This is a genomic window from Burkholderia pseudomultivorans (genome assembly GCF_902499075.1).
GTDB lineage: Bacteria > Pseudomonadota > Gammaproteobacteria > Burkholderiales > Burkholderiaceae > Burkholderia > Burkholderia pseudomultivorans.
On record NZ_CABVPP010000022.1, the window covers coordinates 51,746 to 67,216 of the forward strand.

At 63.8% G+C, this 15,471-nt stretch carries 15 protein-coding genes and 1 tRNA gene; 4 read left to right on the top strand and 12 right to left on the bottom strand.

Annotation, left to right across the window (positions count from 1 at the left end; all coding sequences use genetic code 11):
* Positions 1-52: 52 nt before the first annotated feature.
* Positions 53-226 carry a hypothetical protein gene (locus tag BST28156_RS16610; RefSeq protein ID WP_174902795.1) on the bottom strand — a complete coding sequence of 58 codons (174 nt, stop codon included), beginning with the start codon at positions 224-226 and terminating at the stop codon, positions 53-55.
* 135 nt (positions 227-361) lie between these two features.
* Between BST28156_RS16610 and BST28156_RS16615 the strand changes: the two genes are divergently transcribed.
* Complete coding sequence (locus tag BST28156_RS16615) at positions 362-532, top strand: hypothetical protein (RefSeq protein WP_162840567.1); 171 nt, start codon at positions 362-364, stop codon at positions 530-532.
* A gap of 229 nt (positions 533-761) precedes the next feature.
* On the opposite strand, the gene BST28156_RS16620 is transcribed toward BST28156_RS16615, so the two are convergent.
* Positions 762-1,568, bottom strand: coding sequence for a GNAT family N-acetyltransferase (locus BST28156_RS16620; protein WP_009687383.1), 807 nt, complete (start codon positions 1,566-1,568; stop codon positions 762-764).
* 149 nt (positions 1,569-1,717) lie between these two features.
* Entirely contained in the window at positions 1,718-2,179 is a 462-nt protein-coding gene (gene sixA / locus BST28156_RS16630; protein WP_174902796.1) for a phosphohistidine phosphatase SixA, read from the bottom strand.
* A 148-nt stretch (positions 2,180-2,327) separates the two neighbouring features.
* Here sixA and BST28156_RS16635 point away from each other — a divergent pair.
* Positions 2,328-2,404: transfer RNA gene (locus tag BST28156_RS16635), tRNA-Pro, on the top strand.
* A 463-nt stretch (positions 2,405-2,867) separates the two neighbouring features.
* On the opposite strand, the gene BST28156_RS16640 is transcribed toward BST28156_RS16635, so the two are convergent.
* Together BST28156_RS16640 and BST28156_RS16645 are read right to left on the bottom strand one after the other, a co-directional pair.
* Positions 2,868-3,671, bottom strand: a complete 804-nt coding sequence (locus tag BST28156_RS16640; protein ID WP_174902797.1) for a lysozyme inhibitor LprI family protein — start codon at positions 3,669-3,671, stop codon at positions 2,868-2,870.
* Between the two features lie 233 nt (positions 3,672-3,904).
* The gene (locus BST28156_RS16645) at positions 3,905-5,026 is read right to left on the bottom strand and encodes a sensor histidine kinase (protein ID WP_174902798.1); all 1,122 of its coding nucleotides are present in this window, start codon (positions 5,024-5,026) and stop codon (positions 3,905-3,907) included.
* A gap of 349 nt (positions 5,027-5,375) precedes the next feature.
* Between BST28156_RS16645 and BST28156_RS16650 the strand changes: the two genes are divergently transcribed.
* Entirely contained in the window at positions 5,376-5,807 is a 432-nt protein-coding gene (locus BST28156_RS16650) for a hypothetical protein (protein ID WP_060241785.1), read from the top strand.
* 61 nt (positions 5,808-5,868) lie between these two features.
* Here BST28156_RS16650 and ppx read toward each other — a convergent pair whose 3' ends face one another.
* Positions 5,869-7,383: an exopolyphosphatase gene (gene ppx / locus BST28156_RS16655; protein ID WP_060241783.1), complete on the bottom strand. Its 1,515-nt coding sequence runs from the start codon at positions 7,381-7,383 to the stop codon at positions 5,869-5,871.
* A 278-nt stretch (positions 7,384-7,661) separates the two neighbouring features.
* On the opposite strand from ppx, the gene ppk1 reads away from it, so the two are divergent.
* A complete protein-coding gene (ppk1, locus tag BST28156_RS16660; RefSeq protein ID WP_060241782.1) occupies positions 7,662-9,725 on the top strand; it encodes a polyphosphate kinase 1 in 2,064 nt (687 codons plus the stop codon).
* A 99-nt stretch (positions 9,726-9,824) separates the two neighbouring features.
* Here the strand turns inward: ppk1 and phoR are convergent, their stop codons facing one another.
* From phoR to pstC, 6 genes are read right to left on the bottom strand one after another with little or no spacing between them, the layout of a single operon-like run.
* Positions 9,825-11,144, bottom strand: a complete 1,320-nt coding sequence (phoR, locus tag BST28156_RS16665) for a phosphate regulon sensor histidine kinase PhoR (RefSeq protein ID WP_174902799.1) — start codon at positions 11,142-11,144, stop codon at positions 9,825-9,827.
* Between the two features lie 57 nt (positions 11,145-11,201).
* A complete protein-coding gene (phoB, locus tag BST28156_RS16670; protein WP_027787869.1) occupies positions 11,202-11,903 on the bottom strand; it encodes a phosphate regulon transcriptional regulator PhoB in 702 nt (233 codons plus the stop codon).
* 30 nt (positions 11,904-11,933) lie between these two features.
* Complete coding sequence (gene phoU, locus BST28156_RS16675) at positions 11,934-12,638, bottom strand: phosphate signaling complex protein PhoU (RefSeq protein WP_060241779.1); 705 nt, start codon at positions 12,636-12,638, stop codon at positions 11,934-11,936.
* 18 nt (positions 12,639-12,656) lie between these two features.
* Complete coding sequence (pstB, locus tag BST28156_RS16680; protein WP_040127104.1) at positions 12,657-13,505, bottom strand: phosphate ABC transporter ATP-binding protein PstB; 849 nt, start codon at positions 13,503-13,505, stop codon at positions 12,657-12,659.
* A gap of 15 nt (positions 13,506-13,520) precedes the next feature.
* Positions 13,521-14,414 (bottom strand): phosphate ABC transporter permease PstA, encoded by an 894-nt coding sequence (gene pstA / locus BST28156_RS16685; RefSeq protein ID WP_060241777.1) that lies wholly within the window; start codon positions 14,412-14,414, stop codon positions 13,521-13,523.
* Positions 14,411-15,397 (bottom strand): phosphate ABC transporter permease PstC, encoded by a 987-nt coding sequence (gene pstC / locus BST28156_RS16690; RefSeq protein WP_174902800.1) that lies wholly within the window; start codon positions 15,395-15,397, stop codon positions 14,411-14,413. Before pstC ends, pstA begins: the two co-directional genes overlap by 4 nt.
* Between the last annotated feature and the right edge of the window lie 74 nt (positions 15,398-15,471).

Here is a 15,471-nt window from a genome sequence, read left to right on the forward strand (position 1 = left end):
TGCCCGGACGGGCGCCCGGCATTCGGATCGGCCGTTACTTCGGCCGTTACTGTTACTGAGCGGCCGGCGGCGGCTCGGTGAGCATCGACGGCGGCGTCATGTCGGTCGGCACGCCGTGGTAGTCGGCCGGGTCTTCCGGCGGATGACCGCGACGGGCCTGACGGGGATCGCTCGCGCAGCCGGCGAGAAGAGATGCGGCCAGCACGGCCAGCATGAAACGGATCATCGGGTATCGCTCCGGAAAGCGGCGCGCCCACCGCGCGCCACGACCGCGCGAGTCTAGCGGAATTCCGGTTTCGGGGTCCTGCGGCGCATGTCCTAATATGTACGCATGGCGCTGTGCCGTAGAAAGGAGGCTGCCATGTCGTCTGAGGAAATTGCCGGCCTGATCGGCCTGTTCATCGGTCTGATGGTGCTCGTCGCGCTGTCGTACTTCGAATCGCGCGAATACAAGCGCAGCCACGGCGGCGAAGGGATGATCCACCACTGGATGGCCGAACACCACCTGCTCGACTGGCGGCGCAAGCACTAGCAAAACGCTAGGCAGGCCGCCTTGCACGAGTCCCGGCCCCCTTCCGCAGGCGGGCCGCCAACGAACGTGCCCTGCCCCGGCACGCGGGTTGGCGTGTGTCTCGCCGATTAACAGGGACCGATAACAGATCGTTCAACATCGTCCGAACGCACGAACGCCGTCGCGCGGCAGCCGCACGACGGCGTTCACTTGCGCGCGCCCGTGACGGACGCGATGCGATTCGGGCCGCTCAGCCCAGGAAATGCCGCGCGTAGCGCGCGTTGATGTCGGACAGGCGGAACAGCGTGAGGAAATCCGCGCAGTTGAAGTCGGGATCCCACGCCGGTGCGCCGCAGATCTTCGCACCGAGGCGCAGGTAGCCCTTGATCAGCGGCGGCGGCGCGACGACGGTGCCCGTCTGCAGCTCGTCGACCGGCAGCGCCGTGTGCGGGAACGCGCGGTATTCGGTTGCCGTCAGCGCGCTGGCCGGCAGCGACTGGTACAGGTTCGCCGCGTAGTGGCCGCCGTCGGCCATCGACACGCTCGCGCAGCCGAGCATCGTCTCGTAGCCGTTCTGCATCATGTAGGCGCCCAGGCCGCCCCACAGCGCCATGATCACGGCGCCGCTGCGGTAGTCGCTGTGCACGCACGAACGGCCGACCTCGACCATCTTGCCGCGCAGGTGCGTCAGGCGCGACAGGTCGAATTCGCCTTCCGCGTACAGGCGGCCGACACGCGCCGCCTCGTGCGGCGGCAGCACGCGGTACGTACCGACGACCTTCAGCGTATCGAGATCGCGGACCAGCAGATGGTCGCAGTACGCATCGAACGGATCCACGTCGAGACCGGCGGGACCGCTGACCTGCGCGCCCATCTCTTCGGCGAACACGCTGTAGCGCAGGCGCTGGGCTTCGCGCAGTTCGTCTTCCGTGCGCGCCCACGCGGCGCGCAGGCGGTATTCCGAGGTAACGGTTTCAGCAGCGCGCGGCAGATGACGCCGCGTCGAATCGAGGGGCAGCGAGGCAAAAGGGAGCGTAGGCGTCGGCAGTTCTCGCATTAGGCTTTCCTGGTCGTAAGGAATAGGACGACATGCCCGCCAATGTAGTAACCAGCCATGACCGTTATGTGGCACGACCATGTCCGTTCAATGACGTGTCGCCGAATTGACTTTAGCAGAAAGCTTGCGAAACCGTATGATCAAACCCTTCAAATCAATTCCGGCGTCAGCAGCGCGCGCAACACCGCCTGCTTGCTGCCGTCGCGCGTGCGGCTCGCGAGCCATACGATTCCGCCCTTCTTGATGCTCCAGCTGTCGTCGCTGCCGGCGATCAGCCGCGCGGCCACGCTGCCGAGCGTCGGCTGGTGGCCGACGATCACGACGGTGGGCGCGATGCCGTCGGGCCAGCCGGCTGCCGTCAGCACGTCGTCGACGCTTGCGTTCGGTGCGAGCGCGTCGACGGTCCGGTACTGGTCGGTCAGCGCCTCGACGGTCTGCACGGTACGCGCCGCCGGGCTCGCGAGGATCACGCTGTTCGTCTCGAGGCGCCCGCGCAGCCATTTGGCCATCGCCTGCGCGTCCTTGCGGCCGCGCGCGGTCAGCTGGCGCGCCAAATCGCTGGACGCGTAGTCTTCGGCTTCGGCGTGGCGCCAGAGGATCAGGTTCATCATGGTTGCCTCCTGTCGACCCGGACCGGCGATGGTACGCCTGCACCGGGCCCATGCGATGTTCGATGACGCGGTCGTCGCTGCCGTGGCACGCCGTACGCATAACGCGATTGACCGCGCGGGTAATTAGACGATAGAATCTCTGGCTCGTCGGAGCGTAGCGCAGCCTGGTAGCGCATCTGATTTGGGATCAGAGGGTCGAAGGTTCGAATCCTTTCGCTCCGACCAAAGGAATCAAGGGGTTACATGCCGAAAGCGTGTAACCCCTTTTTCTTTAACACTCTGCCAGACCACTGCCACTATTTTGCACAATCTGAATCCATCTCCATAAGGAGAAGCCGCGCCCAACGGCATCCGGCTCATCCCCGCCCAGCACCGTCTTCCCCCCTCGCGCTGACTGGCGCGACGCAGCGGTCGTCGCTTAACGTCGACTATCGACTATCGCCCAGCGCTTGACTGACGGGGACCGTCGCACACGGTCACACCGATCGTCTCACAGACCGGCCACCATACCGGACCGTACTCATACGCCTGCTCATGGCCCTCAATCCGGCATGCAAGTCCAAGCCGCTGATCACGCGTCCTCCGTGCGATGTCATATCTCCCTCCACGATGAGAGATCGCGCCATCTTGCACCTCCGCAAAGTCGACAACGAATTCCGCATGTCGCTCGGGTAGACGCGCGCATACATCAATCGCTTTCCTGATTGGAGTTCTCTTCTGGATAAGACGGGTACGTGCTCGCTATCCTACCTTTGATGTAGGCTACGCGGCTGCGATATGCTTTCAGCAAGCAAGCATTATCAATACAGGAATTCCGTACCGTCTTGATCCAGTCGATTTGATCCAGTCTCACTGGATCTTGATATGAAATTTCCTTCGAATTGGTCAGCATCATCGCAACGTAGCCGCGATTGACAGTTGCATCGAGTTTAATCAGCTCTGGATTCTTGCATATAAGGCGTTCGACATTCGTTTCAGCTTTACTGCAGTCAAAATTTTGCGCCGCATTTGCTGGCGCATGGGTCTGACGCTCGAAAACGTACGCCCAAGAACCGTCGAGCAGCACCATCTCGTCCGGTGATCGATAGATCATCGCGGACTTGAGACTCGAGCAGAGCGGCGCGTCGGCATCACCGAGGATATAGGTATCAGTCAGCGCCGCGCCTTTCGCATGGAACTTGGCGGTCAGAAACGCATTGAATTTGTCTCCAGAACCGAACGAGCGAGAGATGACCGGGTCGACATAGAAGCGCATCTTCTTGTCGATCTTTACGTTGCACCTGTGCCCGGCGTAATGAAATGCAAACTCGCTGCCATCGAAAGTGAGAAATGCTGCGGTCTGTGGATTGACCGGAAAGGGTAGTGCATGAGTATCACGCCCCGGTTCGAACTGCGCTGCACCTGCCATTCGATATATATCCTGAGCCGAAGCATACGCCGGCGCCAGGATCACCGACATCAGGAGGAGTAAGCCGTGCTTGAGCTTCTTCATGAAAAAAAGAACACCGTCAATGATTGGAATTATAAGCACACTGAAAAACATGTCACGCTCTCGCTCGCGACATGTCCTTTTTCGATATCCAGGAATTCTACGGGTGCTCCGGTGCAGTCGTCGCGGTTCGGTTTGCGACGCAAATTTGGCGCTTTGCTCGCCGCGTGCTTTCTTTGCGACTCACGTGCGGCACACGAAACCAGGAATTCGCTCAATGCGACCCGCAAAGCCCCTCACCCCCTCCTCGGCAAACGCACCGCAAACACCGTTTCCGTCTGATCGGATCGCGCATCGATCCGGCCGCGATGTGCCTTGGCTATTTCGCTGGCGATGAATAACCCGAGTCCCAGGCCGACATCTTCGCCCGTTCTTTCCGATCGATCGGCCCCGCGCCTGAGCGGATCGAAGATATGGTCGAGCATGACCCGATCGATGGCCGGCCCGCTATTTCCGATCTCGACGAGCACTTCCGTCTCTGTCGATACCGCTGACACCCGGACCGGCGTATCGGGCGTTCCATACTTGACCGCGTTGCTCACCAGATTACTCAGCAACTGCTGCATGCGCTGATCATCCCATTCGCCTCGCAGATCGCCGCTTATCTCGACATTGATCTCGCGACCGGGATGAGCGGTCCGCAATTCGTCCACGACGTTCGCGAGCACCGGGGCGAGATCGACATGGCGGGGAGAGACATTGATGCCGAGCCCGAGCTGGGTCCGATTGAAGTCGCAAAGATCGTCAAGAAGGCCCTGCATGCGACCACCGCTTCTGATCAGCCGGGCAGCGGCCTCCGATACGTCCCCGCCCGCATTGAGCGCCACAAGATAGCTCGCCGTGACCTGAATCGTCTGAAGCGGCGTGCGCATGTCGTGACCCAGCATGCCTAGCAGCAGGTTGCGTGCCTGCTCGACCTGTTCGGTAAAGAAAGCGACCGATTCCGCAAGCGCCTGATCTATCGCCTCGTTGAAGCGAATCATGTCGTCCAGATGAGGCGGAGTCGGCTGACACTCGTCGATCCACAAGCGCAGCACGCTGGCACGCAGGGCGCGATATTCGGCTGCCAGCTGATTGATGTTGAAGCCTCGCCGGGCGCGCAGAACGGCATGCGTCTGTGCGGCCGTATCGCTGGCGCTCACCGGCTCGGACCCGCGTCCAAGGGACTTTTCGCGCTGCGCTTCCCTGGTTTGCGGCGTGTCGATGTCCTTGGCCACGGCCTCCAGGATCTGGCGCGCGTGATCGCGCAGCCCCTGCGAATCCATGCTCTTCGCAGCGGGCAGCAGCGTGGCGGCAAACGCTTCCCACTGCACCAGGATCGGCTCCATGTTCCGAACGATGAAATCGGCTAGGCGCATGTCGCTCCTCGTCGCTGAATGAACGGTGGATGCTTCTGTCGTACCGCAAGATATCACGCTATTACCAGCGATCGAGCGCGATTACATCGAAAGCGCGACATAATCCAGCCCGCCCGTGCCGACTGACGCAATGATAGGAACATTGACTGGCTGGCGGACGCCCTGACGCGCGCGCTTGCCGCCGCCGGAAGCCGGTTTGCTCGCACCATCCACCGACGCTTGCTCGTCATCGTCAAGCCGTTCCACATCGACTCACGGCAGCTTCACGACCGGCCCCGGACAACCGGCCGGGCTTACATCCGGATAAACGAGAAAACGCGATAATATCGTTTCAACCTCGCGAAACCGCATGAAAAACCACCTTCGAACCACGCTCTGCGGCGCGCTGCTCGCCCTCGCGGCCTCCGGCACCGCATCGGCCAGGTCGCTCGACGACGCGCTCGACTGCCATTCGAACGGCCACAAGTTCGTCGCACCGCTGCTCGCGGCCGGCGACATTCAGCCGGAACCGATGCATGTCGAATCGAATTCGGTCAACGCATTCCGCACGGCCCGCTCGCTGACCGCCTACGGATTCGGCGTCTACGTCGTGCTCGGCTACCAGGCGAACGACCCGATCTTCCGCGAGGGGGACGGCAAGCCGATCGGCGACTGGGCTTACGGTGTCGTGGTGCGCGGCACGAAGTCCGCGGTGGAGGAAGCCGTGCGCAAGGCCGGCAGCGACGCAACGGTCAAGCAGGCGTTCCCGTTTCTGACCGCGATCGTCTGTTCGTCGGACTGAACGGCCGCCCGACACTCGCGGCGCACCCGTGCGGTGCGCCGCGCCATGGCATCCGGCGCAATCACGCGCCCGTGTAAACCACGCGATACGGAATGCCGACCTTCTCCCACTCGGCCGCCTCCTGGCTGAGGCTGTAGTCCGTCAGCGGGTTCTGTTCGACCCACGCGCTCGGCAGGCGCACTTCATACCCGCCCTTCTTCATCTGCGACACCGAAATGTCCGGCAGCCCGGCATCGGTTCGGCGCCGGCACAGCAGCGCGGCGAGCCGCAGGCAGAACAGCAGCGGCCACTCGACCTCGCGCGCCTGCGACAGCTTGCCGAGCTTGCCCGCATGACCGAGCACGAGTGCGGCGAGGCGCGCCTGGTCGGTGCGCGAGAAACCCGGCATGTCGGCATTGCTCGCGATATACGCCGAATGCTTGTGATACGCGCTGTGCGAAATCGACAGGCCGATCTCGTGCAGCGCCGCAGCCCAGCCGAGGAACATCCGGCACTCCTCGCGACGCTCGTCGTCCGGCTCCTCGAGCTGATCGTAGAAACGCACCGCGAGCGCGGCAATCCGCTCGGCCTGCGGGCGATCGACGCCGTAGCGGCGCGAGAAGCCTTCGACGGTCACCGCGCGCATGTCCTCGTGCTGCGTGCGGCCGAGCAGGTCGTACAGCACGCCCAGACGCAGCGCGCCGTCGGTCGTGTCGACATAGTCGACGCCGAGTTCCTCGAACACCGCGAGCATGATCGCGAGGCCGCCCGCGAGCACCGGCACGCGATCGGGCTTCAGCGCGATCAGCTTCAGCCGGTTCACGTTCTCGGACTTGATCAGCGCGCGCTTCAGGCGTTCGAGGCCGCCGCGCGAAATGCCGTGCGTGATGCCCGGATCGTTGAAGCCGTTCGCCTCGACGAGTTCCGCCAGCGCACGCGCGGTGCCCGACGAACCGATCGCCTGGTCCCAGCCCGCCTTCTTGTATTCGCTCGAGATGATCTGGATCTCGCGCTTGGCCGCGAGCTCGGCCTGCCGCATCGTGTATTCGTCGACGTTGCCGGCCGGAAAGAATGCGCGGCTGTGGCTCACGCAGCCGATATAGAGACTCTCCATCACGATCGGCGTGTAGTGCGAGCCGATGATGAATTCGGTCGAGCCGCCGCCGATGTCGACGACGAGCCGCTTGCCGGCGCTGGCCGGCACCGAGTGCGCGGCGCCCGCATAGATCAGGCGCGCTTCTTCGCGCCCGGCGATCACTTCGATCGGGAAGCCGAGCGCCGCCTCGGCCTCGCCGAGAAACTCGCCGGCGTTCTTCGCGACGCGCAGCGTGTTGGTCGCGACCGCGCGCACGTGATCGGGATGGAAATCGCGCAGGCGCTCGCCGAACCGCTTCAGCGCTTCCCAGCCACGCTCCTGCGACGCGCGATCGAGCATCTTGTCGCTCGACAGGCCGGCGGCCAGTCGAACCGGCTCGCGCAGCGCATCGACAGGATAGATCTGGCTGCCCGCCGACGTCTCCTCGACGCGACCGACGATCAGCCGGAAGCTGTTCGAGCCGAGATCCACGGCAGCCAGCAGGTGGGGGGTTGTAACCATCAGAAAGGGGCTCCGTGCGCATTCATCCGCGGCGCCCGGCCGGGCCCGCGAAGCGGTCGATCAAAGCCGGTATTTTAAGCGTGGAACGCTTTCGGATGTCACGCTTGCAAACCATGCACAAAGCAAGATTGTATATAGCCAAAACATTTATGAAATGAAAGGTTCCAGGCTTAGAATTTGCTGTTATAAATTCCCGATTGTCATCAGCATGTCATCGCACCGTGAGAGTTTCCGAGCGTCCTTTCGAAACAGCGCCTGACTTACCCCCTATCCTGCCGATGTCCGTCCGTTATCCGCTTCTCAATCGTGAACTCGGCATCCTCGGATTCAACGAGCGCGTGCTGGCCCAGGCGGCCGACCCGCAAGTCCCGTTGCTCGAGCGCCTGCGCTTCATCTGCATCACCAGCAGCAACCTCGACGAATTTTTCGAAGTCCGGATGGCCGGCCTTCAGGAACAGCTCCGTGATAACCCCGGCGCGATGACGCCCGACGGCATGTCGTTGCAGCATGCTTACGATCTCGTCGTCGAGCGCGCGCAGCGACTCGTGCACCGCCAGTACACGATGCTGCACGAAACCGTGCTGCCCGCCCTCGAACAGGAAGGCATCTACTTCCACAACAGCGACTCGTGGAACGAAGCGCAGCTCGAATGGGCGCGCGGCTATTTCCTCGACGAGCTGCTGCCCGTGCTGACGCCGATCGGCCTCGATCCCGCGCACCCGTTCCCGCGCGTGCTGAACAAGAGCCTGAACTTCGTCGTCGAACTCGAAGGCCGCGACGCGTTCGGCCGCCAGGCCGTGATGGGCATCGTGCAGGCGCCGCGCGCGCTGCCGCGCGTCGTGCGCATGCCGCAGGCGCTGTCGGGCTTCGAGCACGGCTTCGTGCTGCTGAGCTCGTTCATGCAGCGCTTCGTCGGCGAACTGTTCCCGCAGCTCGTCGTGAAAAGCTGCAACCAGTTTCGCATCACGCGCAACAGCGAACTGTTCGTCGACGAGGACGAAATCACGAACCTGCGCGTCGCGCTGCAGGGCGAACTGCCCGCGCGCCACCTCGGCAACGCGGTGCGGCTCGAGGTGTCGGCCGACACGCCGCAGCACATCGTGCGGCGCCTGCTGGAAGAAAGCGGCATCGGCGAGAAGGACTGCTATCGCGTGATCGGTTCCGTGAACCTCGTGCGCCTGATGCAGATTCCCGATCTGGTCGATCGCCCGGACCTGAAATTCACGCCGTTTACCGCATCGATCCCGGCGGTGGTCGCAAATGCGCCGACGATGTTCGATGCGATCGACGACGGCGACATCCTGCTGCACCATCCGTACGAGAGCTTCCAGCCGGTGCTCGAACTGCTGCAGCAGGCCGCGCGCGATCCGAGCGTCGTCGCGATCAAGCAGACGATCTATCGCACCGGCACCGATTCGCCGCTGATGGACGCGCTGATGGAAGCGGCGCGCAACGGCAAGGAAGTGACCGTCGTCGTCGAGCTGCTCGCGCGCTTCGACGAGGAAACCAACATCAACTGGGCGTCGCAGCTCGAAGCGGTCGGCGCGCATGTCGTGTACGGCGTCGTCGGCCACAAGTGCCACGCGAAGATGATGCTGATCGTGCGTCGCGTCGTGCAGGGCGGCAAAGCGTCGCTGCGCCGCTACGTGCACCTCGGCACCGGCAACTATCATCCGCGCACCGCACGCCTCTATACCGATTTCGGGCTGATGACGGCCGACCAGAAGATCTGCGAGGACGTCCATCACGTGTTCCAGCAGTTGACCGGCATCGGCGGCGAGCTGTCGCTGCACGAGCTGTGGCAGTCGCCGTTCACGCTGCACCCGCGCATCATCGACGCGATTCGCGCGGAGATCGACAACGCGCGCGCGGGCAAGCGCGCCCGCGTGGTCGCGAAGATGAACGCGCTGCTGGAGCCGTCGGTGATCGCGGCGCTGTACGAAGCGTCGCAGGCCGGCGTCAAGGTCGACCTGATCGTGCGCGGCGTCTGCGCGCTGAAGCCGGGCGTGCCGGGGCTGTCGGAAAACATCACGGTGCGCTCGATCGTCGGCCGCTTCCTCGAGCACCACCGGATCTACTATTTCCACGCGGACGGCGCGGAAGACGTCTACCTGTCGAGCGCGGACTGGATGGATCGCAACCTGTTCCGCCGCGTCGAGGTCGCGTTCCCGATCCGCGATCGCAAGCTCAAGCGCCGCGTGATCGCCGAAGGCCTGTCGGTCTGCCTCGGCGACAACCAGTCGGCCTGGCAGATGCACAGCGACGGGCACTATCGTCGACGCCGCGCAGGCAAGACCATCCGCAACGCGCAACTCGGGCTGCTGGCGAAGTTCTGTTCGTAACACACGCGCACGGCGCGCCGCGCCGTCGAAATAAAAAACGCAGCCACGCGGGCTGCGTTTTTTATTTCACCTCGTCGTCGACGCGCGTCGCTGCACCGATCACGCCTCGAACGCCGCCGGCCGGATCGCAATGATCCGCGATGCCGGGAAGCGCGCGGTAAACGTGCTGCCGCGCCCCTCCTCGCTCTGCACGTACAGATGCGCATCGTGCCGCTGCAGCACGTGCTTGACGATCGCGAGCCCGAGGCCCGTGCCGCCCGTATCGCGCGAGCGGCTGCGATCGACGCGATAGAAGCGCTCGGTCAGCCGCGGCAGGTCGGCCGCCGGGATGCCGAAGCCGCTGTCGGTCACCGAGAACACGCCCTGCGCGCCCTCGCGCCGCCACGACACGCAGATCTTCCCGCCGTCCGGCGTATAGCGGATCGCATTGGTCACGAGATTCGCGAACGCGCTGAACACTTCGGTCTGCGCACCGGTGACGCCGAGCGTCTCGTCGATCTCGAACGAAATATCGTGATGGCCGTTCGACAGCGTCTGCGCGTCTTCCTTCAGATGGTCGAACACCGCACGCATGTCGATCGCGCGATCGAGCGGCGGCTTGCTCTCGCCCTCGAGCTTCGCGAGTACCAGCAGGTCGGTCACGATGTGCCGCATCCGCGACGCCTGCTGCTCCATCATGTCGAGATAGCGCGCGCGGTCCTCCTCGTTCAGCGGCAGCTCGCGCATCGTCTCCAGAAAACCCGACAGCACGGTGAGCGGCGTCTTCAGCTCGTGCGACACGTTCGCGACGAAGTCGCGCCGCATCGCATCGGTGCGCTCGAGCTCGGTGATGTCCTGCGTGAGCAGCAGCTTGCGATTCTCGCCGTACGGGAACACCTGCACGGCCAGCACGTTCTGCCGCGCGCCGCCCATTCCGCGCATCACCAGCGTTTCGTCGTAATGCTGCGCGTTCAGGTAGCGAACGAAGTCCGGATGACGCACGAGGTTCGTGATGTGCTGCCGCAAGTCGCGCTTCGCGTCGAGACCGAAATGCACTTCGGCGATCGAATTGCACCACTCGATCTGGTCGCGGTCGTCGAGCATCGCGACACCGTTCGGCGATGCCTGGATCGCCTGGATGAAGCGCGAATGCTGCTGCTCGACCTGCCGCACCTGCGCATGCCACTGCTTCGCGAGCTTGTGCAGCCGGTAATAGATCTCGCCCCAGATGCCCGGCGCGCTCGGCACCTCGCCGTAGACGGGTGCATCGAGCAGGCGCCACAGGCGCTGCGTATGGAACGTACTGAAAAAGCCCTGCACGACCAGCATCGCGACCGCGAATCCGAGCCCCGCGATCGGGCCGGCGAACACGCCGACCAATACGCTGATCAGCACGAGCAGCACGAGCGACACCAGAAAGCGCGCCCAGATGATGTTCATGATTCAGCGTCCGGAAGAATGAACGGCATGCCGTGGCACACGGCACGTCCGACTACGTTACGCGTGCTTGGCAAGCCGGTAGCCGCTGCCGCGCACGGTCTCGATCATCGCATCGCAGCCGGCCGGTTTCAAGGCCGCGCGCAATCGTTTGATATGCACGTCGACGGTACGCTCCTCGACGAACACGTGATCGCCCCACACCTGGTCGAGCAGCTGCGTGCGGCTGTGCACGCGCTCCGGATGCGTCATGAAGAAATGCAGCAGGCGGAACTCGGTCGGGCCGAGATCGAGCTTGATCTCGCTGCCTTCCGCATGCGCGGCGACGCGGTGCGTGGCCGGATCGAGACGCAGGCCGTTGATCGACACGACGTCCTCGGTCAGCTGCGGCGCACGGCGCCGCAGTACGGCCTTGATGCGCGCCATCAGCTCCTTCGGCGAGAACGGCTTGGTCACGTAGTCGTCCGCGCCGATCTCGAGGCCGAGCACCTTGTCCTGCTCGTCGCCGCGTGCGGTCAGCATGATGATCGGGATGTGCTTGGTCCGCTCGTTGTTGCGCAGGTCGCGCGCGAACGCGATGCCGGACTTGCCCGGCAGCATCCAGTCGAGCAGCACGAGATCGGGCAGCACGTCGCTGATCAGGTTCTGCGCCTGTTCCGCGTTGTACGCGCGGATCGGGCAATGGCCGGCATGCTGGAGATTCACCGAGATCAGTTCGGAAATCGCGGGCTCATCTTCAACGACGAGAATGTTGCTGGGCATCGGCACCTCTGTCTTCCTGGCGTAGTCGCGTTAACTGTTGGCTTCGCGATCGAGCAAGTCGCGCGGCTGGTGCCGCACGTCGGTGCCCTTCACGATGTAGATGATGAATTCGGCGATGTTCTTCGCGTGGTCGCCGATCCGTTCGATCGCCTTCGCGATGAACAGGTATTCGAGGCCGACCGAGATCGTGCGCGGATCTTCCTGCATGTACGACACGAGCTTGCGCACGAACGCGCGGAATTCCTGGTCGATTTCCTTGTCGTCCTTGACGATCTGCGCGGCGGCGACCGTATCGAGACGCGCGAACGCGTCGAGCGCGCGGCGCAGGATCGTCACGGCCATCTCGCCCGACACCTTGATCTCGGCGATGTTGACCGCACGCGCGGCCGGCTCGTCGACGAGACGGCGCACGCGCTTCGCGATCTTCTCGGCTTCGTCGCCGGCGCGCTCGAGGTTCGTAATCGTTTTCGAAATCGACATCAAAAGACGCAGGTCGCGCGCGGCAGGCTGCCTCAGCGCGATGATGTTGCCGCACTCCTGGTCGATGTCGACTTCCATCGCGTTCAGGGTCTCCTCGGCCGCGATCACGCGTTCGGCCGCATCGCGGTCGAATTCGTTGAGTGCAGTCATCGCGCCGACGATCTGCGACTCGACGAGCCCGCCCATCTCCAGCACCTTCGACGACACCGCGTTGAGATCGGCGTCGAACTGGCTCGACAAATGTTTATCCGACATGACTGTTGTTCTCCGTCATCAGCCGAAGCGGCCGGTGATGTAGTCTTCCGTTTCCTTGCGCACCGGCTTGATGAAGATCTTTTCGGTCTCGCCGAACTCGATCAGCTCGCCCAGGTACATATAGGCCGTGTAGTCCGAGCAACGTGCCGCCTGCTGCATGTTGTGCGTGACGATCACGACCGTGTAGTCGCTCTTGAGCTCGGCGATCAGCTCTTCGATGCGGCCCGTCGAGATCGGATCGAGTGCCGAGCACGGCTCGTCGAGCAGCAGCACTTCCGGACGGATCGCGATGCCGCGCGCGATGCACAGACGCTGCTGCTGGCCGCCCGACAGGCCGTAGCCGCTCTGGCCCAGCTTGTCCTTCACTTCGTTCCACAGCGCGGCCTTGGTCAGCGCCCACTCGACGCGGTCGTCCATCTCCGAGCGCGTGAGCTTCTCGAACATCTTTACGCCGAACGCGATGTTGTCGTAGATCGACATCGGGAACGGGGTCGGCTTCTGGAACACCATGCCGATGCGCGCGCGCAGCAGCGAGATGTCGCGCTTGGTCGTCAGCAGGTTCTCGCCGTCCATCAGGATCTCGCCCTCGGCTCGCTGCTCCGGATAGAGCGCGAACATCTTGTTGAAGGTGCGCAGCAGCGTCGACTTGCCGCAGCCCGACGGGCCGATGAACGCGGTCACCTTACCGTCCGGAATGCGCAGGTTGATGTTCTTCAGCGCATGGAACTTGTTGTAGAAGAAGTTGAGGTTGTTGACCTCGATCTTCGCGTTCAGCGGCGCAAGCGGACGACCGTTCGCCGCATCGTGCGAGCCGGCGGGCGCAGCAGCGCGCTCGACTGGATTCAGGTGGCTTTCTGCCATATTCATCGGATTGCTCCGCCGTTACTTTTTCGAGAAGATCGTACGCGCCAGGATGTTCAGTCCGAGCACCCCGAGCGTGATCAGGAACACGCCCGCCCAAGCGAGCGACTGCCATTCCGCGAACGGGCTCATCGCGAACTTGAAGATCGTGACGGGCAGGTTCGCCATCGGCTGACTCATGTCGAACGAGAAGAACTGGTTCGACAGTGCGGTGAACAGCAGCGGCGCCGTTTCGCCGGCGATCCGCGCAACCGCGAGCAGCACGCCCGTCACAATGCCGCCGAGCGAAGCGCGCAGCGTGATCTTCAGCACCATCCGCCACTTCGGCGTGCCGAGCGCGACGGCCGCTTCGCGCAGCGCGTTGGGCACCAGCTTCAGCATGTTCTCGGTGGTGCGGATCACGATCGGGATCTGCAGCAGCGCGAGCGCGATGACGCCGGCCCAGCCCGAGAAGCGGCCCGACTTCGCGACGACCAGCGCATACACGAACAGGCCCACCACGATCGACGGCGCCGACAGCAGGATGTCGTTGATGAAGCGGATCGTGCTCGCGAGCACGTTCTTCTGGCCGTATTCGGCGAGATAGACGCCGGCGAGAATGCCGATCGGCGTGCCGATCAACGTGCCGAAGCCGCACAGCAGCAGGCTGCCGACGATCGCGTTGGCGAGACCGCCGCCTTCGGTGTTCGGCGGCGGCGTCGATTCCGTAAACAGCTGCAGCGACAGGCCGCCGATGCCCAGGTGCAGCGTCGTGTACAGGATCCAGACGAGCCACAGCAGGCCGAAGGCCATCGCGCCGAGCGACGCGGTCAGCGCGATCGCGTTGGTCACCTTGCGCTTGCGCTGCAGGCGCGTGCGCATCGCTTCGAGCGCGGCGCCGTCCGGCCCCGGAAAATTCATGATGGGCTCGCTCATTTCTTGCCCTCTCCCTTCTCGAGACGCAGCAGCAGCAGTTTGGAGATGGCCAGCACGATGAAGGTGATCACGAACAGGATCAGGCCCAGCTCCATCAGCGCGGACGTATGCAGGCCCGGCTGCGCTTCCGCGAATTCGTTCGCGAGCGCCGACGTGATGCTGTTGCCCGGCGCGAACAGCGACACGCTGTCGAGCAGGTTCGTGTTGCCGATCACGAAGGTCACGGCCATCGTTTCGCCGAGCGCGCGGCCGAGGCCGAGCATCACGCCGCCGATCACGCCGGTCTTCGTGTAGGGCAGCACGACCTTCCACATCACTTCCCAGGTCGTGCAGCCGATCCCGTACGCCGACTCCTTCAGCAGCACCGGCGTGACTTCGAACACGTCGCGCATCACCGACGCGATGTACGGGATGATCATGATCGCGAGAATCACGCCGGCGGCCAGAATGCCGATGCCGATCGGCGGGCCGGCGGTCAGCGGGCCGAGAATCCACACGTTCTCGAACAGGCGGCCGAGCGGTTTCTGGAAGTATTCGGCGAAGATCGGCGCGAACACCAGCAGGCCCCACATGCCGTACACGATCGACGGAATCGCGGCGAGCAGTTCGATCGCGATGCCGAGCGGGCGGCGCAGCCACACGGGCGACAGTTCGGTCAGGAACAGCGCGATGCCGAAGCTGACCGGCACCGCGATGACGAGCGCGATGACCGACGTCACGAGCGTGCCGTAGATCGGCACGAGCGCGCCGTAGACGTCCGAGTTGGGATCCCACTCGGATTGCCACAGAAAGCCGAGGCCGAACTTCTGGATGGTCGGCATCGACGCAATGATCAGGGAAACGATGATCCCGCCGAGCAGCAGCAGGGTCACGATGGCGGCGAGCCGTGCAAGGCCGCCGAACAGGATGTCGCCGAGACGGCCGGGCGCGCGTTGCGGCGCACCGCCGGCGGACCGGGAAGACACGTATGAAATATCAGACATGGGTGCCTGCTTTTGATCGCCGGACGCCGTAACGCCCGGCCTTACCGCACACACTGCCCGGCCGGTACGGCCGG